The organism is Methanolobus sp. ZRKC2 (assembly GCF_045291185.1).
Taxonomy (GTDB): Archaea; Halobacteriota; Methanosarcinia; order Methanosarcinales; family Methanosarcinaceae; genus Methanolobus.
Genome location: NZ_CP146980.1, coordinates 1786920 through 1812849, shown reverse-complemented (window position 1 = coordinate 1812849; position 25930 = coordinate 1786920). Strand labels below are relative to the sequence as shown.

Genomic DNA, 25930 nt, shown 5'->3' with positions numbered 1-25930 from the left:
TGTGAGCATGAAAAACAATGAGCTTATTGAAATATATAGGATTCTTCTGGATGAGCTGGGTCCCCAATACTGGTGGCCCGCAGAAACAGCTTTTGAAGTTGTGGTAGGCGCTATACTTACTCAGCAGACAAAATGGTTTAATGTTGAAAAAGCTATAGACGGCCTGAAAAAGCGTAAGTTGCTTGAACCTCGCTCTCTTGCTGATGCTGACATTTTACTGGTGGAGGAACTTGTCAGATGTTGTGGTTTTTACAGGCAGAAATCCTCAAGGTTGAATGACATTGCTAACTTTTTTATTGAGAATAATATGGAAACCCTTTTCTCCCTTCCGGTTAATGAACTCAGGGAAACACTATTATCGATCAGGGGTATAGGTAATGAGACTGCTGACTGTATCATACTCTATGCTGCCGGCAGGCCGAAGTTCGTAATAGATGCATACACTACTCGTATTATGAGTTGTATGGGTATAGAAGGTAACTACATGCAATTGCAAAGGCTTTTTGAGAATAATCTTCCCGAAAATGTTGATCTCTATAAGGAGTATCATGCTTTGATAGTTGAATATTCAAAGGCCTTCTGCGGAAAAAAAAGGTGTGAGGACTGTTTGCTTAAGAGAATGTCGACAGGTGAGGAATTCAGGCATGGACATTGATACTTACGAACAGATATATGGTGCCTTGGATGGAGTTGATGATGTTGCCAGGGTTGCGGAACACTTTTCAGAGCCTGTAGGAGTAATCTATTCGATACTTAATCAGAAAACGGTAACAGAAGTCAAAAAGAAATTCTCCAGAGTGCAAAGCAAAAGTAAGATTCATTTGAAACTGTGGGAAAAAGGAAAGACAATAGATCAGATAGCCGGGAAGAATAAGATCCCTGCAACTCTCATGGTTTCAATGCTCCTGAAAGAGATGGGAATTCCCAAGAAATCATTTTTTAAGAGCATCAATGAACTTCCCGAAATGCGCCTGAAGAATGAAGCAAAGGAAGCTATTGAATCTGATTTCTTTTTCTCTCCCCGAGCACATGAACTGCACTCCATCAAGGGCAAACTCGGAGAGAGCATTCTTGAAGCATGGCTTGTAGAGCAGGGGATATCCTTCAGCACGGAGGAAGACCTCAGGGAAATGGGAATGCTAAAGACACCGGATTTCCTGCTGGACGAAGATATAGAAATAGACGGCAAAAAAATATCCTGGATAGAAAGTAAAGCTTTATTTGGTGATGAAAAAGAACACCAGTATTATGTAAAAAAACAATTCACCGATTATGAAGAAAATTATGGTACCGGTATGGTTGTATACTGGTACGGTTTCATTGATACAATCACAATGAAAAGACACCTTATTAAGGATTATCGATTCTTTGGAAAGGATTGGGGCATAATCGATGAACTGCTGAACTATGAGACTCAGTGGTAAATAGTACCGACGTCTGGCTCAACCACGTTTTCCTGAATAACAGTGACCTTTGGAGTGCTTCCGAAGACATTCTTTGTATAAACGTGAGCAACTTCTTCATCGTCATACAATACTGATTCTTCATTAATGGTTGCGTGGTTAGCGTGAACTGCTAGAAATGGCAGTACTTCTTCACTTGTTGGGTCTCTTCTGTTTTTCATATGGAAAATATCCATTGAAGTACTCAACGGCATATCCTCTCGAGTGGTGGTTATGCGGGTCATCAACTACTAGACTAGTAGTTAGTTATTAATACCTTCCGGTTCGCATCGGTACGAACAATCTGCATTATTTAAGGAGGATAGGGGGCGCCAGATATCAATTTTTTGATATTTAAAAAATTTTGAATTCCGGTGTATGGTTGCTTTTTTTCAGATGTTCAACTAAAAAATTACTGAGATAACTTACAGCATTTCCTTCCTTTAGAGTGCCTTTCACATTTAGGGCAGATCTCTGCATGCTGCATGTACTGGCAGATATGGTCAAGCACTATCTCTGATGTGGCATGCTCAAGTATAGATGCTTCCTTTGTTGCCCTCTCAGGGTCTATTCCCAGTACTTCAGAAAGAAATCTGCGAAGGACCCTATTACTATGTCTCAGTTTTATTGCCTGCAGACTTCCCAGTTTCGTCAGTTCCGCCCCATAATATGGTTTATAATCCACAAGTCCGGCTTCCGAGAGCCTCTGGACCATTTCAGTAACACTTGGGGCTGAAACATTTAAAGTCTCTGCAATCTGATTTGTTCTTGCCGGTGAGTTGTTCTTCCTTACCAGCAGAAAGATTGTTTCAAGATATTCGTCTGTGCGTTCCGGATACATTCAACTCTCTCCGATCCCGTATGATTACCGTAAGCAATTAAGTAATATATGCTTTTTGAGTTAATTACAAGCTCTATGTTTCAGCATCATGAATTTAGTGGGATGTCTTTGACTGAGCTTTTGTCCTGTCTTTAGCAAAGGTTATAACGGTAGCAATAATTAAGGTAACAATCTCTTCAGAGATAACTAACAAAAAATAACAATTATTCATTCTTATAATGGTGAAAAGAATGGCAGATATCACACACTGGGCGGATGTAGTTGCAGATGAGGTTCTTGAAAAAGGCAAGAAGCACCTTGTTGCAACAGGGATCACGCCTTCTGGTCACATTCATATAGGCAACATGCGTGAGGTAGTAACAGCGGACGTAGCATACAGGGCTCTGCTTGACAAAGGTGCAGAAGCTGAGTTCATCTATATTGCAGATACCTATGATCCTCTCAGGAAAGTCTATCCTTTCCTTGATGAGAGCTATGCCCAGCATGTAGGAAAACCTCTTTCGGAGATCCCCTGTCCCTGCGGGGAACATAAGAGTTATTCCGAACATTTCCTGGAACCTTTCCTTGTAGCCCTTGAACATCTTGGAATCCATCCCAAAGTCTACAGGGCTGATGAGCTATACAAGCAGGGTCTTTACACCGATGCGATTAAAACAGCTCTTGTAAAGAGGGATGAGATAGCAGCCATTCTTCAGAAACTATCAGGAAAAACACCTGCAGAAGAATGGAGTCCTTTCAACCCTGTGTGTAATGCATGCGGTAAGATCAACACAACTATAGTAACTGGGTTTGACCTGGATGCGGAAACCGTGGATTATACCTGCTCTTGCGGTGACACGGGCACTGTTCCAATGACAGGTGGTGGAAAGCTTACCTGGCGTGTAGACTGGCCGGCAAGGTGGAAAGCTCTTGGTGTCACAGTGGAGCCATTTGGAAAAGATCATGCATCTAAGGGTGGTTCTTATGATACGGGCCGTGCTATTGCAAAGGAGATATACGGATATGAGGCTCCTTTCCCCATAGTCTATGAGTGGATTATGCTGGGTAAGGAAGGTGCAATGTCATCTTCTACTGGTGTTGTTGTATCGATTTCGGATATGTTGAAGGTGGTACCTCCTGAAGTACTTCGTTATCTCATCATCCGTACGAAACCTGAAAAACATATCAGGTTCGATCCTGCACAACCTTTGCTCAACCTGGTTGATGAATTCGAACGCCTTCATTCAAACGAAGAGCCAGGTTCCTATGAAAGCAGGATAATCGAGCTGTCGCATGCAGCGGGCCTATGCCATACTGATATTCCTTTCAAGCACATGACGACTATTTATCAGGCTGCAGGTGGGGACTTTGATCGCATCATAAATATTGTCAAGAGAGTGGGTTATGACACAAAGAACGAGAAATGCATAAGGGAGCTTGCCGATAACGTAGGCAACTGGCTTGAAATGTATGCGCCGCCCTTTGCAAAGTTCAGTGTCAAGGATGAACTTCCGGTTCAGACTGCCAGTCTTTCGGATATGCAGCGTGCATTCCTTTCATCGCTTGCCGACATACTTGCCAGCAGTGATGAACTAAGTGGAGAAGATTATCATAACCTGGTATATTCTGCAAAGAATACTGATTCGGAACTTCACAAAATGATGGCAACCATGCTAGGTGTAAGCTCTGAGGAAATGGAAGTTGCACCCAAAGACCTGTTCAAGGCAATTTATACCTCGGTTTTAGGACAGCAATCGGGTCCCAAGGCAGGATGGTTCCTCTCATCAATGGAGAAAGACTTCCTTATCAAGCGCTTCAGGGAAGCCTCAAACTACAGACCCTGATATGAAAGGCCTGGGTGAATCTCACCGTGCCTGGGAAGAGGAATACAGGCACGTAAGATGGGGCGGACCTCGCCCTGTATCTGCGGTGGAAAAAGTACTTGCTCCTGGTTCCCGTGTACTTGATGCAGGTTGTGGGAATGGCAGGTATTTGCTTCCGCTTTCAAAAAAGTTTGTTGTCGCAGGTACGGATATCTCCGTAACTGCTCTCTCAAGTGCAAGGAATTACCTGAAAAAAAGCGGGCAAACTGCTGGATTAGTTGCTTCTTCTATCACACATCTTCCGTTTTCAGACGACTCTTTTGATGCTATTGTCTGCTATGGCGTGTTGCAGCATTTGCTTGAGAGTGAAAGAGAAATTGCTGTTGAAGAGCTCAGAAGGGTGCTTCGTCCTCATGGATCGATATTTTTCGAAGTTTTCGGTACGGATGACATGAGGTTTGGCGGAGATGAGGTTGAAAATAACACTTTTCGGCGAAATAGCGGTATAATCTATCATTACTTCACAGAAGAAGAACTTGAATCTCTGTTTGCAGAATTCAATGTCGAGGAAATGAAAAGTATCAGGACTGAAAAGAGATTTCGGGGTGAATTATATACCCGACATCAAATTAAAGGGGTTCTAAGCCTTTAAACAAAAGCAATTCCAGTGTAATTTAATACTATTATCAGCAAAGCGCCAAATACACCTGCAATAGCGCAGATCAGGAAAACCAGCCAGTCGTATGCGATATTGAGTCCGAGTACAGCGTTTGCGACGATAAGTACGACCAGTCCAAGGATTGCGTTGATTACCATTTTTGTGGCTGTTTTCAGTATTTTGAACAGCACATATGCAACTATAATTGCTACAATAAGTATTACTATCTCACCTAGCATAGTGACCAGCCTTATATTATCTTGGTTAGTATTTAATAATTACCAAAAAAATGACTTATATGAAAATAAAAAAATGTAGTCGGAATAGAATCTGCCTGCATTTATACCTTGTTTTCCAGTCCTGATAGGAATGATGTGACAATTTCCTGCAATTCCTGTTCATTTCCATATTCTTTTGCAATAAGTTTCGTATTGGTATTCCCAAGTATCATTGCCGAGACATTGGCCTCAGGAGAATGCAGGCAAAGTACTGGCAGGCCAAGCTGCAGGGCGCCGCAGACTTCATAGCCAACTCCTATGGAAGGTATGCTGACCTCGGCTATCATGCACTCACTTTTTTTAAGAAGGCTCATGTCCCGCTCGTATATTTCCTGCTCTGTCATGACTGATTCTGTTTCCTCTACAGCAGGGTCTGCTACATGTTGACTCAGGACCTCATGCCCTTCCTGCCGGAGAAGCTTGCATACCTTCATGTACACAGGGAGCATTTCCCTTCCTCCGCGTATGGAGCCTGAAAGGAATATCCTCATAGTACACCTCTGTGGAAATGTCCTCTTGTGTATTCTTTTGATATATCCTGGCATTTTTCTGTTTCTGCCTGCCGATCTTCATTGGAGAAGTATGAATCGATTGCTTTTCTGTAGGAAGCTGTGACCTTTCCGACAAGTGTATCTTCAATCATTCTTACATCGATCCTGAATCTTGATACGCCGCTTTCTATCAATTTGGGTATTTCTTCCAGAAGGCAGAGCTCTTTTGAATTGAATATATGTGTCCTGTCTGAACAGTCGGTTTTTACCGGGAAGGTAAACCCCTTTTCATCTGCGAGTTCAAAGCTTGCTGTCTTGGTGGATGAGCCCGGACCTTTTTCAGGTCCTGTCAGATTTCTAATAAGGCCGTGTTCGGATACCATGACTTGCAGGCGTCCGTGTACGATGACCTCCGTTTTCATCACAGGTCCGATACCTTTGATCTGTTCGAAATTCATCTCCGGGGAAAGTACTACCGACAAGACACCTTTTTCAATAAGGAGTTCGGTGGTTTTCCTGTTAAAGATATTCAGGTGGCTGTCAGCGATAACCGGAATGCCAGTCTCCAGTGCCTTCCTGAGGACTCCGGGATTTGCTGCAAGGATACCTTCAAAACCGGCTTCCATTGCAATATTTATCCTTTTCTCAAGCTCCGGCATCTCGCTGTCATTCACTATGAGCGGAGTGTGCATGTAGATAGGTATGTTCGCCTGTTTTGCATGAGCAGCCGCCAATATCAAATCTTTTCCATTATCACTGACACAATTTTCTCCTTCATAATATACTGTGCCAATACCATTGGATATTGCAGAATCAAGCCCTGTAATATTACTGACACTTGCTGCGAGAATTTTTTTTCCCGTTTTTTGAGGTAGCGGCAATTCATCGGAGTCGATATAAGGGGAATGTTTTGATCTTCTGCTGCTTTCAATTCTCATTTTTTCAAGCTCTTCTACGGCTTTATTCCTGGCATCATTGATCTCCTTAATTGGCAGGAAGATGCTATTGCCGATTGATATCTCAATATCCTCTGCCTTGAAAACAGTGCTACCCAGCTTGGAAAGTTGCTTTTTCATCTCTTCTTCGGTTGTTGCTTTTTTTATTGCAGGTTCTACACAATAGTTTGAGATGATACTTGCCTGATTGTTATCTTCATCCCGGATGCTCACTTCCATTTTTTCTCCGGGGAAAGCCTTTGCTTTAATCGTCACAGGTGTTTTTTTGTTCTTTCCGGTGGATTGGAAGGATTGTTTAAGTTCTTTCATAAGAGAGCTGTCAAGTGTCCTGTAAATCCGGGTACCTTTTTTCAACGACATATGGTAAGGAATGTTGACAATATCGCCCTTATCTGCTTCTTTTGTAAGCTTTCCTTTTTTGTACATTTGCTGGATAGTGGTTCCTGATTCCTGTTCCGTTTCAAAACCGATTCCATCGCCTGCCTTCAGTGGTCCTGTCAGTTCCAGGGTGAGCTGTCTGTGCTTTTTGTCATATCCTGTCACTTTTCCAATGTTCACTCCCCGATTGTAAGGCCTCTCCCGGCTCATAAGAGCATTTCCCGGATTGCCTTTGAAGTATCCACTGGTGAAACCGCGGTTGAATAACTGCTCAAGCTGCATACTCTCTTCTTTGGATACATAGTATCCGGATGGATCTTCCATGCACCTGTCAAGAAGACGACGGTATATACGCACCACTCCGGCCACATATTCGGGACGCTTCATACGGCCTTCGATTTTGAAAGAGCTTATACCTGCTTCCACAAGTTCAGGAAGTATTGGGGAAGTATTCAGGTCTCTGGGGCTCAGCAGGAATTCTCCGGGAGTGCTGACCTTTTCATCTTGTCGTTTCAAGCCGTATCTTTTTCTACAGGGTTGTGCACAGTGTCCCCGGTTTCCACTTCTTCCGCCGATTATACTGCTCATCAGGCACTGTCCCGAATAGCAGATACACAGTGCTCCGTGGACAAAAGTCTCAATTTCTATTTCCGTATTCTGCCTGATATCCCTTATCTCGTCAAGTGTTGTCTCTCTTGCAAGTACTACCCGCTTCACACCCAGATCCTGCAGGAAACGCACTCCTTCGGTATTATGTATAGTCATCTGGGTGCTGGCATGGACCGGGAGGTCGGGTACAAGCTTCCTTGAAAGTGACAGAAGTCCTATGTCCTGGACAATAATGGCATCGGTTCCAAGTTCATCCAGTATCTGCATCAGATTTGTGGCTTTTTCAACTTCTGTATCCTTTATGAGTGTGTTCAGGGTTACGTAGACCTTGACGCCTCGAAGATGGGCATAGTCCAGTGCCTCTTTGAATCCTTCAATTGTAAAGTTGCCTGCATATGCTCTTGCACTGAAATCCTTTATCCCGAGATATACTGCATCTGCGCCGTTTTCTACGGCTGCGATGAGTGATTCCATATCCCCGGCAGGGGCAAGTAATTCGGGTTTTCCAATCATCATGAACTTTGCAGTATACTCATGAAACCTATATAAAAATGAAGATGAAAAAAGGGAAGCAGGTTTTAAGCCTGTTTCCTGAATACGAAAAGTTTTATTATGTAGATACAGAGGACGATTACAACAATATTGTATATTGATTTGAACAGGGAGACATATTGCCATTCAAACCAGATTCTTATGGTATCTTCCATGGAAAAATAAAGTTGTATTGTTGCCATGCAGAGCAACAGCATTGTTATGCCGAAGACTGCCCACCTGAAATATTCTTCAGGTGTTCTGTTTTTAATTCCCGTATTCCCGGTACTTGCAGTATATTCTTTACTCATGTTTTCCTCCGAAGTGACGGGTATGCCAAATGCATTATTCTTCCCGGCCCCTGTGCTATTCTCTTCACTCATTTTTTCCCCTCCTGTTTCCTCTTTTGATAATCAGTAATGCAGATAACAGGGTTGTCGTTGCTATCAAGAACCCGAAACCGGGGGCTGGCTCTTCTTCGGCATATTCCGCGGTATTAGCATCCTCCCAATCTTCTTCCATAACAAAGTCACTGGTCTGGATGCTTTTTGCCTGAATGATCTCTTCCTTGCCGATCACTTTTTCAGGATTCAGTTGTACGTAATCCTCGCCGGTCATGACTATGATGTCGCCATCCCATACGGTGACTTCTACTACATAATTGTAGTTGTCTGGTACTTTCAGGTTGACAGTCCGAATGGCTGTTGATTCCGGTTCTATTTCTCCGGTGACTGTCCATTCCTTGGCTGCCAGAAGCCTGGCATCTATTTCTCTTGCCTTGACAAGTATCCTGTAATCCTTTGTGGATATTGAACCCTCATTTTTCAGGTAGATGTCATTCTCAATGAGAACTTTCCCGGATGTCACGTTCTTCACCATGAAATCCATTCCAGCTATCTGAATGCCGGTTTCCTGAAGGTCAGTTGGCATACCAACGAGGTTGCGGATGGTTATTGAGGAACTGGCTTTTCTGTCATTGTTTTCATAGAAACTAAGTGCCAGTGCGTAATTTCCATCCTTTGGAAGCCTGACGGTCTGGCTTACGGCGACAGTACTTTCTTTTTCAATTTTCCCTACTTCTTTTTCCTGGGAAACTTCAAGCAGTCCTGTCTGCTCGCTGAAAGCCTTGAGTACCAGTGTAGTGTTTCCCTGGCTGTCATGTCCCAGGTTTTCGACGTAGGCTGTCACGTTCAGGTCAACATAGGAACTTCTGACACTTTCGGCAGCCATCTCAATATCTGTTATTCTGTAGCTGTTTTCTTCTTCAAAGTCCTGTATGCATCCGCCGGAAGCGGCGAAAGAAAAGGTGATGAGCAGAATAAGAATAAAATGTATTCTCCTGTCACTTTTTTTCATGAGTGTACCTCTGTGGTACAAGAACAGGATACTATTTAAAAATTATGAAATAATCACTCAAAAATATAAACAAATGCCGCAATGGCAAACTGTTGCATTAGTCTTCCATAGCAGCAAATATCTCTTCTATGTCCGGTAATTTATGAATCTCATAGGTTCTGACAAATCTGACTCTCTGCTCCTCATCTACAAGGATACTTGCTCTTTTTGATATTCCTATTTCCTCATTGAACATCCCGTACATCCTTGCTACTTCGCCGTGTGGCCAGAAATCTGCCAGAAAAACCGTGTTTTCAATTCCCAGTTCTTTGGCCCAGGCTTTTTTGGAAGGCACTGAATCGATGCTGATTCCAAAGGCTACTGCATTCATGGAATTGAATCTTTCGTAATTGTCCTCCAGCAGTTTCATGTGCTTTGCACATCCACTGGTCCAGGCCAGTGGATGGAATGCAAGCAATACTTTTTTGCCTTTCAGGTCACTTAAACGTATTTCATTGCGATTGCTATCGTAAAGTGTGAAATCTCCGATTATTTCACCTGGTTTTATTTCGCTCATAACTAACCCCCGTTTAGTTATGAATAGGATATGCAAGCGAGGCTATAAAAGATGACCCGGTCAATCCGGGCAGATACAGGGCTTTTTACCACAGGTGGGGCACTTATCGGGATATTTCTCGAGAAATGCTGCTTCAAGGTCTATGTCGTAAAGGTTTGCCAGGGCTCCCACCCAGGCAAAGCAGTCTGCAAGCTCTTCCCTGATGTTTTCTTTGTCGTCCCTGCGGATTGCTTCTGCAAGTTCGCCTACCTCTTCCACCAACCAGAGCATGGTTGCAGTGGGTCCTCGCCTTTTATCGTTATGTGCGTACAGGTCAGACATGAGTTGCTGGAACTCTGCGATCTCCACTTTATCACCTTCAAAGCCTGACTGGTATGCTTTTATCTTTGAGGTATTCTTTGGTGTCGTTGACGGTGTATTCTCCGAAGTGGAAAATACTTGCTGCCAGGGCAGCATCGGCTTTTCCATTTACAAATCCCTCATACATGTGCTCAGGATTGCCTACTCCACCGGATGCAATGATGGGTATTTCCAGTTCTTCGGAAAGCTTCTTTGTAATGGGTATGTCGAAACCGTCATAGGTGCCGTCCCTGTCCATACTGGTGAGCAGAATTTCCCCTGATCCCAGCTCTTCGACCTTTTTAGCCCATTGCACGGCATCGAGACCAGTGGGCTGGCGTCCGCCGTAGATGACAACCTCGTACCATGCAAGGGTGCCGTCTTCCAGCTCAAGGATGGTCTTGTCGGAATTGTCCTCAATATTGGTGTTTCTTTTGCAGTCGATGGCTGTGACAATGCACTGGGCGCCGAATATTTCAGAAGCTTCCTTGATTAGCTGCGGGTTTTTCACGGCTGCCGTGTTGATGGATACTTTGTCGGCACCGGCACGCAGTATCTGGCGGACGTCCTCAATGGAGTTTATGCCTCCTCCCACGGTGAGAGGAATGAATACCTCGTCAGCGGTTCTCTCGATGACATTGATCATAGTGGAGCGTCCTTCATGGGATGCTGTGATATCCAGGAAGACAAGTTCGTCTGCTCCCTGCTCGTTGTATTGCTTGGCAAGCTCTACAGGGTCACCTGCCTTTCTGAGGTCTACGAATTCTATTCCCTTGACTACAGTCCCGCCTTCCTCATCAAGCGTAACATCAAGACACGGTATGATCCTTTTTGTAAGCATGTATGATTTTATCCCTTTCACTGCATTTGATTATTCGTCCCTGCCAGCAAAGCTGACAGGTGGTATATTTAATAAGAAGACATCAATTCTTTATTTAATACTTGTTGTGTGGGAATTTTGCATGCTCTTGCAACGAAGTTTCATGTGGCAGACAAAGTCAGAAAGTATAACCTTTCCCATTGAGATATCACATGTAAGGGTGAACAGATGGCAGATATGAACGAACTCATCAGCTATGCAACAATGGCTCCTTCGGGGCATAATACACAACCCTGGAAGTTCAGGATACAGGAAAGATCTGTCTGTATCTATCCTGATTTTTCAAGAAGACTTCCTGTCGTTGATCCTGATGACAGGGAACTGTACATCAGCCTGGGATGTGCGGTGGAAAATCTGGTGATAGCTGCGGAGCATAAGGGATATGAAACCTCTGTTTCTCATTCTTCTGATGATGGCTCAATTTGTGTGAACCTGGAACTTTCGGATGGCAAAGCCGGAAATGACCACCTATTCAATATCATCCCCGAAAGGCAGAGCACCCGGAGCCGGTATGATGGAAGACCTATCCCGGAAAATGATATGGAAATGCTCGAATCGTTACCATTGGAACAGGGTGTGTCGGCACTTTCTGTTACTGACCCAGAAACGATTGAAGATGTTGCAGGACTTGTCAGTGAAGGCAATAACATACAGATGAACAATCGTGCTTTCATGCAGGAACTTGCCTCATGGATCAGGTTTAACGGAAAGGAAGTGGACAGATACCGTGACGGTCTCAGTTTTGAGACTACTGGAAGCCCGTCTGTGCCCCGTTTTATCGGAAAACTGTTCATGAAGTTCTTCCTGAACGCGAAATCTCAGTCTAAAAAGGATGTAGAGAACATCAGAAGTTCGTCCGCATTGATGGTCATGCTGTCAGATAACAATGATGTGGATTCCTGGATCAAGACCGGTCGCAGTTTCGAAAGGCTGTCTTTGTGTGCTACATCCCTTGGTATAAGGAATGCTCATCTCAACCAGCCATGTGAGATGCCGGAGCTTAAACGTAAGTTGCAGGAACTGTTATCTGCAGGTAGCAGGCATCCCCAGATTTTACTGAGACTGGGATATGCGGAGATGTTGCCGCGTTCACCGAGAAGGGATGTAAGTGAGGTTATTATTTGATAGCTGGATGGGTTCGGGTTTGGAGGCTGCCACTTTGATATGCTCGAGCTAAACATATTCGATGATTAATGGCCATGAAAATGTAAGTGAGAACTCTTAAATATTCCTGAGTAGAGTTTATAAGAAAAATTCAAGCCATCTTTTTTCGTTCATCTTTACATTTTTAATAAAAACTAAATTGGAATCGGGAAAGAACTGTCACTTATTTTTAGTACTCTATATTCATAATCAGTGTCTACTAATCTTGTTCAATGCATTTCTTGATTATATATGAAGATTACTTTGTTTGCATTTAGCCATATCTATGATTTTTATTTTAGCTTTTAGTGAATTTTTATCATATTCTTAAAATCATATTGGTCACTTTGATATCTTTGAGGTATAAAAATGATTCAAAAGAATCCATATATATCAATTCTAAAACTAAAAGGAAGTATAGTCGATGTGTCAGTGGTTGCAATAAATTGCGTTGTTCTTGGAATGTGGGATTATAGAGCATTTTTAATAATTCTGGCAGGGACAATGATACACAGTGGTTGCGACATCATAAATGATATTTTTGATGTCGATATCGATAAAATTTGTAAACCCGAAGGAGCCATTTCATCTGGTAATATTTCTGTAAAAAGTGCATTAACATATATGCTTTTATTATTTTCTGTGGCACTTGTTGTTTCTCTGCATTTAAGTTTCATATTGTTCCTGTGTCTACTGGCAGGTATCATAATTGGTGGAGTAATGTATTCACATCCATATTTTCGCATGAAGGATATACCTGGTATTGCTATGCTTAATATGGCAGTATGCTTTGCTTTGGAATCAATTGGTGCTTGGAGTGTCTACTCACCATTGACAATCGATAGTTTAGTGGTTGCTGCTTACATATTTATATTGATATTTTCACTTACGTTTTTAAAAGATTTTAAAGATGTTGATGGAGACGTAAATTCTCTACCTTTACTGGTTGGAGTTAAAAAAGCAGCAGGTATTTGTGTTTTGCTAACAGTACTTCCACTAATTCCATTAGTTTATTTGCCAATAAAAGAGCAAGAGATGTTTGTTGGTGTTTTTGTCTACATTGTATTGGCAATTGGATGCATCCAAATCTTAATGTTTGATCCTGTATCCAAAGGAAAAAAACTAAAAAATAGAATGGTGATGACTCTCACAGTACCAAACTTTTCTATGTTAGTCATGAATGTAATATTAACTTTCTAATTGTTCCAGTTCGTTTATAGTATGGGAGGATCTTTCTTCTGATAAGTGGAAAAATCCTTTTACTTTTTTAACGACATTTGTATCGATAATGAATTCACTAACCGTTTTATATTTATTCATCAGAAGATTTATCTTTAGATCAGGGTACTTGTTTACAAGATAATTCTTACAATAAACAGCAGCATCTTGATCTGAAGTGGCTCTGCCAATTATAATTGCCATTATTTTATCTCCAAAACAATGGTAAATATTTTGCAAGATTACACAACCAGAAATTGTAGGTGTCACTACGATATCACCAATTTTGGATGCATAAATTTCAGTTTCCATAATATGTATTTTTTCAATTTCAAGTAATTGCTCTTCGGTTTCAGCTTCTGCAAGTATGATAAACTCAGTTGACAATCCTATTTTTTTCCAATTTGGAATGAGCGTATATCTATCTAGAAGTTCTTCTTTTTGCATACTGCGAATGTGATAAGCAACAGAATTTCCATCTTTAAAATCTAGTATTTTAGCAAGTTCAGCATTCGTAATCTTGCTGTTTTCCATTAAAGTTAATATAATAAATATATCAGTTTCATTAAGATAAGTTGTTTCCGAAATTTTTTGAGCAATTTCTTTTAATTTTTTAGTATTCTCATTCTTCATTATAACCACGCTAATATAGATTTGGTGTAATAATATTTCAACCATATTTGATTTGTACAAATTATCTATGGCAACTACATAACTAAAAATAAATAAATTATTTGCCATGTGGCAGTATTTTTGTTTATTTCTTTGGTTTTAGAAAGAGATAAGGAGCTGGTCTTCAACCTCAGACTATGTAAAACTAGTTTCATCCCCATCATCTATAAAGGACTATTATGCTTGATGGAGGCATTGGTATTCAAATAGAGCTAGATGCTGTGACAACTTATAATTAAATATGGATTGTCCTAAGTACAAAAGTTTCAATAACAAGAAGAATGGTAAAATCAATGAACTTCAACGTTACAAATGCCATGATTATGGATACACTTAATGCAGTAGAACTCAAGTCAATTGATTTTCCTCCATATGTTAAAATACTCTGTCCTTCTCTTGATGAATCACAGAAATAGCTATTAATTAACAATGGCCCTATTTCCTAAATCATAATCTACATATTTCTCACAACAACAACACCGCAATAACCCCTGCCAGGAAAACCCCGTCAAACGTCCCCGCACCGCCAATACTTGCCACCGGTGCTCCTATTTTAGTTATAGCCTTCAGGTTCAGCAAATCAGCTCCGATGAGTGTTCCCATAGTCCCACTCACGTAGGCTGTGATGAAAAGCATGTCACGACTGGCTCCTCCCAGGGAGACCACCAGCATAGAACTCAGTGCGGCTGCAACCGGGGGGATGATTGCAGGTGAAACAATGCCCACACCTTTAACGGGGCGGGCCACCAGCTTGGTGACCAGGGCCACCATAGTGGTTGCGAAAATAGAATAGATGATAGCTTCGGGGAAAAGGAAAAGCAGGTAGAATGACACCATTGCGGGTATCACGGCACCACCTACGTTAATCGCCAGTGTAGTCTTTGTCTTGTAGGTTTCCTTGTAGGGAACGCGGTAGGAAACACCGAAGACCTTCACATATTGGTGATCTTCTATAGGTGTTTCGGATTCTATGGTTATTAGCGGTATATTGATCCCGCTTCCTATAAGAGAGAGGAATAGCAGGATGAAAGCATCGGTCCATGAGAACCCTACCCTCGCAAAAGCCGTACTTGCAAGACCGAAGAAAAGAATGGATATACTAAAGGCAAGTAGCATCGCCAGCATTATGGTGAAAAAGAATTTCAACGGGTTGTAAAAAATTCTATGTCTCATGGAAGTACTTCTTTAGATTTCAACACACTATTTTTGTGCAGGTGTCCGTCTATTCCATCTCGTCAACGGACTTTGAGAGCTGGAAACTCTCCTTGCTAATAGAATCGTCCGCGAAGATATCCCGGTCAATAAGAATAGGCGCACTCTGCCTCAGGGCCATCGCAATACAATCGCTCGGACGGGCATCAAACTCAATACTACTCCCTTCCCTGTCGAGACTCAGCCTTGCATAATAAATATTATCTATCTTCTCGTCGATGAAAATGCTCTCTATTCTTGTCCCAAGCCTTTCAAGCATAGAGACGATAAGATCGTGTGTCATTGGCCGGGGCATAGTCTCATTTCTCAGAACCGAGTTAATAGAAAGTGCTTCTGCATTGCCGATGTGTATCGGCATAAGTGACCCCTCTTCATCCTCAAGCATCACGGCAGGAACCGATCTCCCCACTATATTTACCATGAAGACCCCCTTCACGGTAACTTCCTTTAAATTTGTATCAGAGTTCATATGATTAACAGAATTTTGCATTGTTCACGATTTACATAGTAAATTTACAAGCGTCATTAATTAAGACTATCTTTCAGGATTCCCCTTTAAATATCCGAAGCCTCCACCTCCCGGAGTCTCAATGACAAAGACATCTCCTGCGTCTACCGCACATTCTGCCTTTCCCCCTAGTTCAATAACTACTCCATCCTTTTTAACGATATAGTTGTGTCCCGTCTTCCCGTCCTCACCGCCTTTAAGTCCCATTGGGGCTACCTTCCTGTGACCTGAAAGTATAGCCGCTTCCATAGGCTCTAAAAAGCGTATCTTTCTAATGGCGCCACATCCGCCTGTGTATTTTCCTTTCCCCTCACTATTCTTTCTGATAGAGAACTCCTCCAGGAGCACCGGGAAGCGCCACTCCAGGACTTCCGGGTCCGTAATTCTTGAATTTGTCATATGGGTATGCACTGCATCCGTTCCGTTAAAACCATCTCCAGCTCCCGAACCGCCACAGATGGTCTCATAATACTGGAATTCTGAATTCCCGAAAGTGAAATTATTCATCGTACCCTGCGAGCCTGCCATCACCCCAAGAGCTGCAAAGAGTGCATCTACTATTGCCTGGGATGTCTCCACATTCCCTGCCACCACCGCAGCAGGATATGATGGATTAAGCATACAATCCTTTGGTATGAAAATTTCCAGAGGCTTCATGCAGCCCTCATTCAGCGGAATATCCTCATGTACCAGCGTCCTGAACACGTAAAGTACAGCCGCCCTGCAAACAGCTACCGGCGCATTGAAATTACCCGGATGCTGGGGCGATGTTCCTGTAAAATCTATGTGTGCAGCTCTTCTCTCCCTGTCAATGCTCACCTTTACCCTGATCTCACTTCCATCATCAAAGCGCAGCACCGATTCCCCACTTCCCAGGAGTGTGATAACTTCCCTCACAGCCTGCTCGGCATTGTCCTGCACATGGTTCATATATGCTTCTACGGTCTCAAAAGAAAAGTGCTCTACAAGCTGTTTTAGCTGCATTACACCTTTCTCGTTCGCAGCAACCTGGGCATGCAAATCCGCTATGTTCTGTTTCGGATTCCGTGCCGGATACTTACTGTATAGCAACCATTGGTTTACCACGTCCTCCAGGAAACGGCCGTGTTTGACTATTTGCATTCCGTTAGTCATGACCCCTTCCTCCTCTATGTTCTTGCTTCCGGGAGGCACGGAAGCCGGGCTGATTCCTCCAATATCCGCATGGTGTCCACGTGAGGCCACATAGAAGGCTGCCTTGTTCCCAATAAAAACAGGTGTGACAACAGTAACATCTGGCAGATGTGTCCCACCTCCGAAAGGAGAATTGACCATATAGGCATCGCCAGCCTGCATATCTCCGAACTGTTTCATCACTGACCTGACACTTTCTCTCATGGAGCCCAGGTGAACAGGTATATGGGGTGCATTAGCCACGAGATTCCCTTTACTGTCAAAGACCGCACACGAAAAGTCAAGCCTTTCCTTAATATTAACCGAATAGGCCGTATTCCTGAGTGTATAGCCCATTTGTTCTGCAATAGACATGAAGCGGTTGTTGAATATCTCAAGCATCACGGGGTCTACTTCTTCGCTTACCGCCTTAATTTCTGAGACTTGCTGTGTTTTTGTGAGTATCAGGGAATTTGAAGGAGTGAGTTTGGCCTTCCAGCCTGGCTCAATAACAACTGTTGTATTCGTCTCCGCGATTATGGCAGGCCCGAAAATATCCGTTTCTGTTTCTATATCCTCACGTCTCATAACTGGCGTTTCATGGAACCTACCATAGGTGTACATAAGTACGCCGGATAAAGTCTCACTTTTGCCATCCTTCAGGAACGATATCTCATTTTCCTCTACACTTTCGCCGGCACCTATTATCTCTACTGAGATGGCTTCAACGACAAGTTCCTTATCTTCCATCAGGAATCCGAAGCGTTTTTTATGCTCACGGTCAAAAGCGTTGGCAATGTCTTCCGTTTCCCCGGAATCAACTATCAGGGGGGTATCGGTTCCCTTATACTTCACATGCACTCTCTGCAATGCCCTGATGTTTTCCTCTTTAACCCCCTGCATCCGCATCTCTTCTTTTCCTTCTGCCCCTATCCTGGCAAAATCCGCGTTCAGGCTAGCGACCAGTCCGTCATTCAGCACATGCTCCACAGCATGCTCCTTCAGTATTCTCTGGTCGGCAAGTCCCATGCCGTATGCAGAGAGCACACCTGCAAGAGAATGGATAAAGACAGTCTTCAGTCCGAGTGAATCCGCCACCCGGCATGCATGCTGGCCTCCGGCTCCACCGAAGCAGCAGAGAGTGTAATTCTTGATATCGTATCCCCGCTGGATGGATATTTTCTTAATTGCATTTGCCATGTTCTCCACAGCAACTTCCAGGAACCCTTCAGCAACTTTCTCCACCGGGTATTCCTCACCTGTGAACTCAGTGACTTCTGCAGCAAGTTCCCGGAATTTCTCCGTAACGATATCCCTGTCAAGAGGTTGATTTGCCTTCGGGCCGAAAACATGCGGGAAGTGTTCCGGCTGTATCTTCCCAAGCATCAGGTTGCAGTCTGTAACGGTCAATGGTCCACCTTTACGGTAACATGCAGGTCCGGGTTCCGAACCTGCTGAATCAGGGCCTACACGGAACCTGCCGGAGTCAAAATGAAGTATGGACCCTCCTCCGGCTGCAACTGTATGGATATAGAGCATAGGTGAACGCAGGTGAACTCCTGCAACCTCAGTTTCAAAGCTCCTTTCGTATTCTCCACTGTAATGTGCGACATCCGTGGATGTCCCTCCCATGTCAAAGGTAATTATATTCCTGAAACCTGCCATCTCCGATGTCCTGATGGCTCCTACGATTCCCCCGGCAGGGCCTGAAAGTATACAATCCCTGCCCCGGAAATACCGGGAATCGATAAGTCCCCCGCCGGATTGCATAAACATCAGGTGTGTTTTCTTCCCTGATTTTTCCAGCGTTCCGGCTATTCCATCGATATATCTTCTCAATACTGGGGACAGGTAGGCATCCACCACGGTAGTTTCTCCACCGCTCACAAATTTCATCAGGGGACTTACCTCATGAGAAAGTGAGATATGCGGAAAACCAATCTCCTCTGCGATTTGCTTAAGTTCCAGCTCATGTTCCGGATAGCGGTAGGCATGCATCAGAACTATAGCAACGGATCTTATGCCCGCAGCATATGCTTTTTCAAGTTCTTCCCTGGCTTTGCTGATGTCAAGGGGCACCAGTTCTTCACCTCCGGCATTGTAGCGTCCCCTGATTTCCACCACTCTGTCATAGAGCAGCCCGGGCAGCTTAATCTCCAGCGCAAAAATATCGGGTCGGTTCTGGTAGGCTATGCGCAGTGCATCCCCGAATCCCTCTGTTGTGACAAGAACCGTAGTTTCACCCTTGCGTTCCAGCAGGGCGTTGGTTCCTACTGTGGTCCCCATCTTTACGGATGATATTTCTTCTGATTCTAACGCTTTCCCTGATACGGGATCCAGTATCCTGCGCATGCCGTGTATTGCTGCATCCTCATAATGTTCGGGGTCAACCGAGAGCAGTTTATGGGTAATCAACCTTCCTTCAGGTGATTTTGCTACAACATCGGTAAAAGTACCGCCACGATCAATCCAGAATTCCCATGTGTCACTTTTCTCTGAAGGCATGTTAATCTCCCCGGAAGGTCTGACAAAGGCTGTTAATAAGTACCCTCTTCAGAAGCAAGGTTTAATTAAAAATCTCTATTACAATGTTTCTGCTAACATTGTGGGTAAATACTCATTCTCCTCTTTGATGTTCCAAAATCCGTTTCTAGTACAAATCAGAGAGGAGTTATTCCTTGTTGGATGAGGTCTTTGTCTTCCATTGAGAGAAATTGGATAAAACAGGATATTAACTTACCTACTTTGTGTCGTGGAGATTCCAGTCTTCGAATTTCCAATAAGCGCATGTTTTTGAATTTTAGTAGCATCAGTTGTTACGAATAAACACATTTATATGTAATCAACTTATTCACTCCCGTAGATACTAAAAGAGTTGAGAATATGGCATACAAAAATGTGATTGATTGGAATGGAATATGGAAAGAACAGACATTACTTCAAAACCAATCCCATCATGGAGTTGATTGTGCTTCCATCTGGGAAGAAAAAGAAAGCGCACAATTGTTTTTAAAAATGTTTGAAGAAGATGGAACTTTACTTATCAGAAAAACCATCGATGAACTTCCGCTCACCCCGGATTCCAGGATTCTGGATATAGGATCCGGGCCAGGTACGCTGGCAATCCCTCTCTCAAAAATGGTTTCCCACATAACCGCAGTTGAACCTTCAGGCGGAATGGTGGATGTGCTTGAGGAAAGGATTGCAAAGGACCGGATAGATAACATAACTTGTGTAAACAAACGCTGGGAAGATATTGATACCGGGGTGGATATCGATTCATCCTACGATATTGTAATCGCTTCTTATTCATTGGGAATGCCTGATATAAGGGAAGCTGTCAGGAAAATGGAAGAAGTCTCTTCAAAATACATATGCCTTTACTGGTTTGCGGGTGAGACTTCATGGGACAGCAATTTTAAGGAACTCTGGCCTTCTCTTCACGGAACCCAGTATTATCCTTCACCAAAATGTAATGTCCTCTATAATGTCCTGTATGATATGGGAATTTATCCCAATGTAAGTGTTTTTCCATTCGAGCACATTCACCGTTTTTCATCCGAAGAAGATGCCGTTGAGCACTTCAGGTCATATTACAAAATATCAGAGGAAAATCAGGTAGAAATCCTCAGTAATTATCTTAAAAATCACCTTGAAAAAGACAATAATTCCCTTATTTTGAGAGCTACGAATACCAGGGTAAAGCTCTGGTGGGAAAAAGGAGAACTCAGCCATGGCAAATAATAAAAAAAGAATTAATCTGAATGGTTTGATTACATGCGTGTTCATAGTAGCTTTCTTATTGATATCCGGTTGTGTAGAATCAGGGGAAGGAGCAACTACTAACGAACTTACAGTAGGCATTAGTAGTGATGTGAACAACTGGTACCTTAGCCAGTTCCCTGCTGGTGACGGAAGATTCGTATGGTCACAAATATATGAAACACTGATCCGCCTGGATACTGACCTGAATATAGAACCGGGACTGGCCGAATCATGGGAAACCCCGGATGGAGGTAAAACCTGGATATTCCATCTGCGGGATGATGTGTATTTCCATGACGGTACACCACTGAATGCGGATGCTGTTGTATTTTCCTATAGCAATGAATCCTATGTCAAAAAAGTAGGAGCTTTGAAGGCTCTGGATCACGTTGAAGCTGTTAACGATAGTACAGTGAAATTTGTTATGAGAAAATCCATGTCACTTCCATTTTACCTTACACACGTTGCGTGGCCTGTCATGAGTCCAAACTGTGTCGATGAGGCAGGTAGCTTTATTTCACCTATTGGAACCGGACCATTCAAGTTTGAAAATCAGGTCAATGCCCAGGAAATAGTACTTGTCAGAAATGACAATTACTGGGATGAAAAATCCACAATTGACAGTGTTGTATTCAAAGTGATTCCAGAGGCTACCACACGTGTCATGGCGCTTGAAACAAAGGAAATAGACATGGCAATAAAGCTGCCGGAATATGATGTATCAAGACTTGAAGAGGAAGATGACATAGAAGTCTACAGGACACTGACCACTTTCACAGATTTCCTGCAATTCAATTGTAACAATGGAGCTTTTGAGGATAAGGAAGTCAGAAAAGCCGTAGCATATACAATTGACTCTGAAGAGCTGGTTGACACTGTTCTTGAAGGAATAGGAACAGCAGCAAATGGAAGGGCATTTTCACCTGTAATGATGTATTCTGATCCGGATCTGGATCTGTACGAACCTGACATTGACAGGGCAAAGCAAATACTGGCAGAAGGCGGTTGGTCGGACTCCGACAACGATGGGATTTTGGACAAGGATGGGGAACCGCTTACAGTGAAACTTGTTGTTGGAAAAGGAGTATGGGCTTCAAGGCATACTGCCATGGCGGAAGCTATACAGGGCAGTTTACAGGAAATAGGCATGAATGTGGATATCCAGGTGCTTGAAAGTGCAGCCATCACAAGTCTTGAAAAAGAAGGCAACTTTGATATTCTCCTGAGAACCGGATACTTTGTATGGGGACCGTATCCGCGCCATTTCCTTGTACACCAGTCAGCCTACCCATTTTCACATTACAATAACTCTGGGTATGATACACTTTCAAATGCGGCTGATTCCACGGTTGATACCGATAAGCAGCAGGAATTATACTACCAGCTCCAGGAGATGGTGCTTGAGGAACTTCCTGCCTTCTATATGGTACATGAGGAAAAGATAGTCGCAGCGAACTCATATGTGAAAGGGTATGAGATTACTGCTGAGGATCCATGGCTTAATCTTGACGGAGTATACATCGAAAAAGAGCAATGAGCCTTGCGACCATTGCTTCTTTTTTTGATTATGTCCGTAGTGAATTTTTTTCTGAACTGAAGAAATAGTAATCATTCGGGCCGGGTAAAATGCTGAAATACATCTCTAAAAGAATATTTCTTGTATTTTTTGTAATTCTGGGAGTTACCATTGTAACCTTCTGTACAATGCACTTTGCACCCGGTGAACCTGAGGAAGTCATTGCGATTGCCAGGTATGGCGAGGATCTGACACAGGAGCAAATAGAATTGGTAAAGGTTACCGAAGGTTTTGATGCACCGGTTTATGTCCAGTATCTGAAATGGCTTAACCATGTGCTGCATCTTGATCTTGGGCAATCACTTGTAACATCTGATGACGTGCTCAAAGAGATTACAACCAAATTCCCGGCTACACTGGTACTGGCATTTGCAAGCTTAATTATATCACTGACTATTGCCATTCCTGCGGGAATTATCAGCGCCATCAAGAAAAATACAATAACAGGACAGTTCTTTATGACAGGTTCGCTGATAGGTGTGTCCATTCCCAATTTCTGGCTGGGACTGTTATTGATATGGTTATTTGCATATACATTTCGTTTATTGCCAAGCTACGGATATGGAGGACTTAATCACCTCATCCTTCCTGCGCTGACACTGGGAGCATCCATGGCTGCCATTACAACCCGGCTGACCCGTTCCAGTATGCTGGATGTGCTCAATCAGGAATATATTGTGACAGCAAAGGCAAAAGGCCTGGACAACAGGACAATAATACTGAAACATGCATTGAAAAACGCAATGTTGCCGGTAATCACATTTGCAGGTATGCAGCTTGGTTTTTTACTTGGTGGAAGTGTGATCGTCGAAACAATTTTTTCCTGGCCCGGAATCGGGAAATTACTTGTAGATTCCATATATGCCAGGGATTTTTCCATGGTTCAGGGTTGTGTATTATTCATCGGTGTGACATTCGCACTTGTTAACCTGGCAGTCGATGTTACATATGCATTCCTGGACCCGAGGATCAGATATGAATAAGTATAGCAATCAAGAGAATAAATTGAGCAGCCTGTACAGGGATAAGCATATCAGTAAATTACACCTGCCTGAAGCTTTTCTGCAGAACAGGATGGCAGTTTTTGGTGCTGTGATAATAGCTCTGCTGGCTTTTATTGCGGTCCTCGGTCCTTATATCAGCCTGCATGACCCGCTTGAACAGAACCTGGAAAACAGGTTATGCTCTCCTTCTTTTGAATATCCCTTTGGTACGGATAATCTGGGAAGATGTGTTTTTTCACGAATTCTACTTGGGACCAGGTATTCTCTTGGAATAGGGATAATGGTAGTTGCTATTTCTTCTTTGATAGGTACGGCACTGGGAATAATTTCAGGCTACCATAGGGGGATTATCGATGAAACCATAATGAGGTTTGTAGATATTGTGCTGGCATTTCCGGGAATAATACTTGCTCTTGTAATTGCCGGTGTCATGGGTCCCAGTTTATTGAATGTGGTGATAGCACTGGCTTTAACTCACTGGCCTACTTATACAAGACTTGTAAGAGGAATATCTTTCTCGCTGAGGGAAAAAGAATTTGTCGAAGCTGCAAAAGCACTGAGGGCTTCTGACATCTACATTATGCGCCGCCACATTTTGCCAAACTGTATAAATCCTATCATAGTGCTTGCAACACTTGATATTGCAAATGCGATTATCTTTGCGACAGCCCTGAGCTTCCTTGGCCTTGGGATCCAGTCCCCCACTCCCGAATGGGGTTCAATGCTTAAGGCAGGAATTCCATTTATGCGAACATCACCGCTCCTGACTGTATTTCCCGGCATTGCCATAATGACAATTGTTCTTGCTTTTAATTTTTTAGGTGACGGTCTGAGAGACATGCTTGATCCGAAAGGAAATGAATTGATGCTGGTGAATGAATGAACCTGCTGAAAATCGAAGGACTAAGGGTATTTTTCAGGTCAGGGGACAAGATCGTAAAAGCCAACAACAGCATTGATCTGGAAGTTACGGATAACGAGATAATTGGCATCATTGGGGAGACCGGATCTGGGAAATCCATACTGGGTCGCGCGATCATGACATTACTTTCGGAAAACACGGAGATAAGTGGGAAGATCATCTACAGAGGTGAGGATTTGCTCTCCCTTTCAGAAAGCAGACTGAGAAGTATCAGAGGTAAAAGCATTGGCATTATACTTCAAAATCCTTCTGCTGCATTAAATCCTGTTCTCAGTATTGGTGACCAGATCACAGAAATCTTCCGTTATCATGAGGGAATGAGTAAGCAGGAAGCAAGGATAAGAACTGCCGGTATACTCGAAATGGTGGGTATCGACCCTGACAGGATGGGAGAGTTTCCTCATCAATTCAGCGGAGGAATGAAGCAGAGGATAATGATTGCAATGGGAATGGCTTTCAGCCCCGAACTATTGATCGCTGATGAACCCACAAAGGGTCTTGACCCTGAAACAAAGGATAATATTGTAAACCTTCTTCGGGATCTGGTTCGAAGCAAGAACATGAGCCTGATCCTGATCACGCATGATCTTGATGTTGCGGAAAAAATGTGTGATCGTATTGCTGTTATGTATGCAGGCGAAATAATTGAGATGGCGTCGATCAGTAACATATTGGCAGAACCCAGGCATCCGTATACACAGGTATTGCTGGCTTCTCTTCCTGACAAAGGTTTAAAATCAATTCCCGGAGAAAGCCCGGGCCTTAGTTCTCTTCCTTCCGGATGTCGCTTTAATCCAAGATGTATATATGCTACGGATAAATGCAAAAAGGATCACCCCGCTATGCTTTTGACTGAAATCGGAACAGATGTCAGATGTTTTCTGTATGATGGAGGGCAGGACTAAGCATGACTTTACTCTCGGTTAGCAATCTTAAAAAATACCATTACTCCGGCCTGTTTAATAGAACTGAAGTAAGGGCAGTTGATGGTGTTGGTTTTGAGATTGAAAAAGGTAAAGCAATGGGGCTTGTAGGAAACAGCGGATGCGGCAAAACAACTGTTGCCAGAACAGTGCTGCGCTTGCTGGAACCCACAGAAGGGAATATCGTTTTTGAAGGAAAGGATATTACAAGGCTAAAGGGTCGCAGCCTTAAACCCCTTGGCAGGCAGATGCAGATAATTTTCCAGAATCCCGAATCTTCCCTTAATCCCGGAATGAGGATTTACGATGCTCTTCTGGAACCTTTGAGAATACACGGGCTATGCAATTCGGATGAGGAAAACCGGAAAGTCCGGGATCTGATTGAAACTGTCAACCTGAATGAAGAACTTTTGTTCCGCTATCCTCATGAGTTAAGTGGCGGACAATTACAGAGAGTAGTCATTGCCCGTGTTTTAAGTTTGAACCCGAAACTGATCGTTGCGGACGAGGTCACATCGATGCTTGATCCTCTTGTCCAGTCCCAGATATTGAATTTGCTGAAAGACCTGCAGAAAAGATTAGGAATCAGCTACCTGTTCATTTCTCATGATATGAATGTTGTGGAATGGATGTGCGATGATATCGCCGTAATGGATAAAGGAAAAATCGTGAAATGGAAATAATTTCTTGTTACATTATTTTGAAATCAAACAACAGG

General features: G+C 43.1%; 26 protein-coding genes and 1 pseudogene. 13 read left to right on the top strand and 14 right to left on the bottom strand.

All coding sequences use genetic code 11. The features are described 5' to 3' along the window. Window positions 1-7 precede the first annotated feature (7 nt). On the top strand, window positions 8-655 hold the full coding sequence (locus V7O62_RS08560; RefSeq protein ID WP_406655878.1) for an endonuclease III domain-containing protein: 648 nt from the start codon (window positions 8-10) through the stop codon (window positions 653-655). Further along, complete coding sequence (locus tag V7O62_RS08555; RefSeq protein ID WP_406655876.1) at window positions 645-1424, top strand: C15orf41 family protein; 780 nt, start codon at window positions 645-647, stop codon at window positions 1422-1424. The genes V7O62_RS08560 and V7O62_RS08555 overlap by 11 nt, the downstream gene beginning before the upstream one ends. On the opposite strand, the gene V7O62_RS08550 is transcribed toward V7O62_RS08555, so the two are convergent. Both V7O62_RS08550 and V7O62_RS08545 read right to left on the bottom strand, forming a co-directional pair. Continuing rightward, a complete protein-coding gene (locus V7O62_RS08550) occupies window positions 1415-1687 on the bottom strand; it encodes a hypothetical protein (protein WP_406655874.1) in 273 nt (90 codons plus the stop codon). The two genes, V7O62_RS08555 and V7O62_RS08550, sit on opposite strands and share 10 nt — an antisense overlap. A gap of 167 nt (window positions 1688-1854) precedes the next feature. After that, the gene (locus V7O62_RS08545; RefSeq protein ID WP_406655872.1) at window positions 1855-2283 is read right to left on the bottom strand and encodes a metal-dependent transcriptional regulator; all 429 of its coding nucleotides are present in this window, start codon (window positions 2281-2283) and stop codon (window positions 1855-1857) included. Window positions 2284-2513: 230 nt separating this feature from the next. On the opposite strand from V7O62_RS08545, the gene lysS reads away from it, so the two are divergent. Both lysS and V7O62_RS08535 read left to right on the top strand, forming a co-directional pair. Then, a complete protein-coding gene (gene lysS, locus V7O62_RS08540; protein ID WP_406655870.1) occupies window positions 2514-4106 on the top strand; it encodes a lysine--tRNA ligase in 1593 nt (530 codons plus the stop codon). Window position 4107: 1 nt separating this feature from the next. Next, entirely contained in the window at window positions 4108-4737 is a 630-nt protein-coding gene (locus tag V7O62_RS08535) for a class I SAM-dependent methyltransferase (protein WP_406655868.1), read from the top strand. Here the strand turns inward: V7O62_RS08535 and V7O62_RS08530 are convergent. The 8 genes from V7O62_RS08530 to hisF form a co-directional block, all read right to left on the bottom strand. Then, window positions 4734-4982, bottom strand: coding sequence for a pro-sigmaK processing inhibitor BofA family protein (locus V7O62_RS08530; protein WP_406655866.1), 249 nt, complete (start codon window positions 4980-4982; stop codon window positions 4734-4736). The genes V7O62_RS08535 and V7O62_RS08530 overlap by 4 nt on opposite strands. Window positions 4983-5083: 101 nt before the next feature. Then, a complete protein-coding gene (locus tag V7O62_RS08525; protein WP_406655864.1) occupies window positions 5084-5512 on the bottom strand; it encodes a nucleoside 2-deoxyribosyltransferase in 429 nt (142 codons plus the stop codon). Then, window positions 5509-7971: a DUF3656 domain-containing protein gene (locus V7O62_RS08520; RefSeq protein ID WP_406655862.1), complete on the bottom strand. Its 2463-nt coding sequence runs from the start codon at window positions 7969-7971 to the stop codon at window positions 5509-5511. The genes V7O62_RS08525 and V7O62_RS08520 overlap by 4 nt, the downstream gene beginning before the upstream one ends. 62 nt (window positions 7972-8033) lie before the next feature. Beyond that, window positions 8034-8369, bottom strand: a complete 336-nt coding sequence (locus V7O62_RS08515) for a hypothetical protein (protein ID WP_406655860.1) — start codon at window positions 8367-8369, stop codon at window positions 8034-8036. Then, on the bottom strand, window positions 8362-9342 hold the full coding sequence (locus tag V7O62_RS08510; protein WP_406655858.1) for a hypothetical protein: 981 nt from the start codon (window positions 9340-9342) through the stop codon (window positions 8362-8364). The genes V7O62_RS08515 and V7O62_RS08510 overlap by 8 nt, the downstream gene beginning before the upstream one ends. Window positions 9343-9439: 97 nt before the next feature. Next, window positions 9440-9898 carry a peroxiredoxin gene (locus tag V7O62_RS08505; protein WP_406655856.1) on the bottom strand — a complete coding sequence of 153 codons (459 nt, stop codon included), beginning with the start codon at window positions 9896-9898 and terminating at the stop codon, window positions 9440-9442. A gap of 60 nt (window positions 9899-9958) precedes the next feature. Next, the gene (locus V7O62_RS08500) at window positions 9959-10246 is read right to left on the bottom strand and encodes a MazG nucleotide pyrophosphohydrolase domain-containing protein (protein ID WP_406655854.1); all 288 of its coding nucleotides are present in this window, start codon (window positions 10244-10246) and stop codon (window positions 9959-9961) included. Window positions 10247-10256: 10 nt separating this feature from the next. Further along, window positions 10257-11078, bottom strand: coding sequence for an imidazole glycerol phosphate synthase subunit HisF (hisF, locus tag V7O62_RS08495; protein WP_406655852.1), 822 nt, complete (start codon window positions 11076-11078; stop codon window positions 10257-10259). A gap of 207 nt (window positions 11079-11285) precedes the next feature. Here hisF and V7O62_RS08490 point away from each other — a divergent pair, with 207 nt between their 5' ends. Together V7O62_RS08490 and V7O62_RS08485 are read left to right on the top strand one after the other, a co-directional pair. Then, window positions 11286-12242 carry an Acg family FMN-binding oxidoreductase gene (locus V7O62_RS08490; RefSeq protein ID WP_406655850.1) on the top strand — a complete coding sequence of 319 codons (957 nt, stop codon included), beginning with the start codon at window positions 11286-11288 and terminating at the stop codon, window positions 12240-12242. A 387-nt stretch (window positions 12243-12629) separates the two neighbouring features. Then, window positions 12630-13460 carry a UbiA family prenyltransferase gene (locus V7O62_RS08485; protein ID WP_406655848.1) on the top strand — a complete coding sequence of 277 codons (831 nt, stop codon included), beginning with the start codon at window positions 12630-12632 and terminating at the stop codon, window positions 13458-13460. On the opposite strand, the gene V7O62_RS08480 is transcribed toward V7O62_RS08485, so the two are convergent. Then, window positions 13449-14111, bottom strand: a complete 663-nt coding sequence (locus V7O62_RS08480; RefSeq protein ID WP_406655846.1) for a hypothetical protein — start codon at window positions 14109-14111, stop codon at window positions 13449-13451. The two genes, V7O62_RS08485 and V7O62_RS08480, sit on opposite strands and share 12 nt — an antisense overlap. Window positions 14112-14391: 280 nt before the next feature. Between V7O62_RS08480 and V7O62_RS08475 the strand changes: the two are divergent. Next, a pseudogene (locus tag V7O62_RS08475) lies at window positions 14392-14530 on the top strand (IS1 family transposase); the annotation flags it as partial. A gap of 85 nt (window positions 14531-14615) precedes the next feature. Here V7O62_RS08475 and V7O62_RS08470 read toward each other — a convergent pair. The 3 genes from V7O62_RS08470 to V7O62_RS08460 form a co-directional block, all read right to left on the bottom strand. Beyond that, window positions 14616-15323, bottom strand: a complete 708-nt coding sequence (locus V7O62_RS08470) for a DUF1614 domain-containing protein (protein ID WP_406655844.1) — start codon at window positions 15321-15323, stop codon at window positions 14616-14618. A gap of 49 nt (window positions 15324-15372) precedes the next feature. Further along, a complete protein-coding gene (locus tag V7O62_RS08465; RefSeq protein WP_406655842.1) occupies window positions 15373-15783 on the bottom strand; it encodes a bifunctional nuclease family protein in 411 nt (136 codons plus the stop codon). A gap of 114 nt (window positions 15784-15897) precedes the next feature. Further along, on the bottom strand, window positions 15898-19527 hold the full coding sequence (locus V7O62_RS08460) for a hydantoinase B/oxoprolinase family protein (RefSeq protein WP_406655840.1): 3630 nt from the start codon (window positions 19525-19527) through the stop codon (window positions 15898-15900). Window positions 19528-19905: 378 nt separating this feature from the next. On the opposite strand from V7O62_RS08460, the gene V7O62_RS08455 reads away from it, so the two are divergent. From V7O62_RS08455 to V7O62_RS08430, 6 genes are all read left to right on the top strand, one after another. After that, the gene (locus tag V7O62_RS08455; protein ID WP_406655838.1) at window positions 19906-20766 is read left to right on the top strand and encodes a class I SAM-dependent methyltransferase; all 861 of its coding nucleotides are present in this window, start codon (window positions 19906-19908) and stop codon (window positions 20764-20766) included. Next, entirely contained in the window at window positions 20756-22324 is a 1569-nt protein-coding gene (locus V7O62_RS08450) for an ABC transporter substrate-binding protein (protein ID WP_406655836.1), read from the top strand. The genes V7O62_RS08455 and V7O62_RS08450 overlap by 11 nt, the downstream gene beginning before the upstream one ends. A gap of 89 nt (window positions 22325-22413) precedes the next feature. Next, a complete protein-coding gene (gene nikB / locus V7O62_RS08445; protein ID WP_406655834.1) occupies window positions 22414-23346 on the top strand; it encodes a nickel ABC transporter permease in 933 nt (310 codons plus the stop codon). Then, a complete protein-coding gene (nikC, locus tag V7O62_RS08440; protein WP_406655832.1) occupies window positions 23339-24250 on the top strand; it encodes a nickel transporter permease in 912 nt (303 codons plus the stop codon). The genes nikB and nikC overlap by 8 nt, the downstream gene beginning before the upstream one ends. Then, entirely contained in the window at window positions 24247-25194 is a 948-nt protein-coding gene (locus V7O62_RS08435; RefSeq protein ID WP_406655831.1) for an ABC transporter ATP-binding protein, read from the top strand. Before nikC ends, V7O62_RS08435 begins: the two co-directional genes overlap by 4 nt. Before the next feature lie 2 nt (window positions 25195-25196). Continuing rightward, a complete protein-coding gene (locus tag V7O62_RS08430; protein WP_406655830.1) occupies window positions 25197-25895 on the top strand; it encodes an ATP-binding cassette domain-containing protein in 699 nt (232 codons plus the stop codon). The last annotated feature ends 35 nt before the right edge of the window (window positions 25896-25930 follow it).

What these genes read in the sequence shown, in the direction of transcription:
- V7O62_RS08560 (WP_406655878.1), top strand. Translation starts at nt 8, where the DNA reads ATGAAAAACAATGAGCTTATTGAAATATATAGGATTCTTCTGGATGAG.
- V7O62_RS08555 (WP_406655876.1), top strand. Translation starts at nt 645, where the DNA reads ATGGACATTGATACTTACGAACAGATATATGGTGCCTTGGATGGAGTT.
- V7O62_RS08550 (WP_406655874.1), bottom strand. Translation starts at nt 1,687, where the DNA reads ATGACCCGCATAACCACCACTCGAGAGGATATGCCGTTGAGTACTTCA.
- V7O62_RS08545 (WP_406655872.1), bottom strand. Translation starts at nt 2,283, where the DNA reads ATGTATCCGGAACGCACAGACGAATATCTTGAAACAATCTTTCTGCTG.
- lysS (WP_406655870.1), top strand. Translation starts at nt 2,514, where the DNA reads ATGGCAGATATCACACACTGGGCGGATGTAGTTGCAGATGAGGTTCTT.
- V7O62_RS08535 (WP_406655868.1), top strand. Translation starts at nt 4,108, where the DNA reads ATGAAAGGCCTGGGTGAATCTCACCGTGCCTGGGAAGAGGAATACAGG.
- V7O62_RS08530 (WP_406655866.1), bottom strand. Translation starts at nt 4,982, where the DNA reads ATGCTAGGTGAGATAGTAATACTTATTGTAGCAATTATAGTTGCATAT.
- V7O62_RS08525 (WP_406655864.1), bottom strand. Translation starts at nt 5,512, where the DNA reads ATGAGGATATTCCTTTCAGGCTCCATACGCGGAGGAAGGGAAATGCTC.
- V7O62_RS08520 (WP_406655862.1), bottom strand. Translation starts at nt 7,971, where the DNA reads ATGATGATTGGAAAACCCGAATTACTTGCCCCTGCCGGGGATATGGAA.
- V7O62_RS08515 (WP_406655860.1), bottom strand. Translation starts at nt 8,369, where the DNA reads ATGAGTGAAGAGAATAGCACAGGGGCCGGGAAGAATAATGCATTTGGC.
- V7O62_RS08510 (WP_406655858.1), bottom strand. Translation starts at nt 9,342, where the DNA reads ATGAAAAAAAGTGACAGGAGAATACATTTTATTCTTATTCTGCTCATC.
- V7O62_RS08505 (WP_406655856.1), bottom strand. Translation starts at nt 9,898, where the DNA reads ATGAGCGAAATAAAACCAGGTGAAATAATCGGAGATTTCACACTTTAC.
- hisF (WP_406655852.1), bottom strand. Translation starts at nt 11,078, where the DNA reads ATGCTTACAAAAAGGATCATACCGTGTCTTGATGTTACGCTTGATGAG.
- V7O62_RS08490 (WP_406655850.1), top strand. Translation starts at nt 11,286, where the DNA reads ATGGCAGATATGAACGAACTCATCAGCTATGCAACAATGGCTCCTTCG.
- V7O62_RS08485 (WP_406655848.1), top strand. Translation starts at nt 12,630, where the DNA reads ATGATTCAAAAGAATCCATATATATCAATTCTAAAACTAAAAGGAAGT.
- V7O62_RS08480 (WP_406655846.1), bottom strand. Translation starts at nt 14,111, where the DNA reads ATGAAGAATGAGAATACTAAAAAATTAAAAGAAATTGCTCAAAAAATT.
- V7O62_RS08470 (WP_406655844.1), bottom strand. Translation starts at nt 15,323, where the DNA reads ATGAGACATAGAATTTTTTACAACCCGTTGAAATTCTTTTTCACCATA.
- V7O62_RS08465 (WP_406655842.1), bottom strand. Translation starts at nt 15,783, where the DNA reads ATGGTAAATATAGTGGGGAGATCGGTTCCTGCCGTGATGCTTGAGGAT.
- V7O62_RS08460 (WP_406655840.1), bottom strand. Translation starts at nt 19,527, where the DNA reads ATGCCTTCAGAGAAAAGTGACACATGGGAATTCTGGATTGATCGTGGC.
- V7O62_RS08455 (WP_406655838.1), top strand. Translation starts at nt 19,906, where the DNA reads ATGGCATACAAAAATGTGATTGATTGGAATGGAATATGGAAAGAACAG.
- V7O62_RS08450 (WP_406655836.1), top strand. Translation starts at nt 20,756, where the DNA reads ATGGCAAATAATAAAAAAAGAATTAATCTGAATGGTTTGATTACATGC.
- nikB (WP_406655834.1), top strand. Translation starts at nt 22,414, where the DNA reads ATGCTGAAATACATCTCTAAAAGAATATTTCTTGTATTTTTTGTAATT.
- nikC (WP_406655832.1), top strand. Translation starts at nt 23,339, where the DNA reads ATGAATAAGTATAGCAATCAAGAGAATAAATTGAGCAGCCTGTACAGG.
- V7O62_RS08435 (WP_406655831.1), top strand. Translation starts at nt 24,247, where the DNA reads ATGAACCTGCTGAAAATCGAAGGACTAAGGGTATTTTTCAGGTCAGGG.
- V7O62_RS08430 (WP_406655830.1), top strand. Translation starts at nt 25,197, where the DNA reads ATGACTTTACTCTCGGTTAGCAATCTTAAAAAATACCATTACTCCGGC.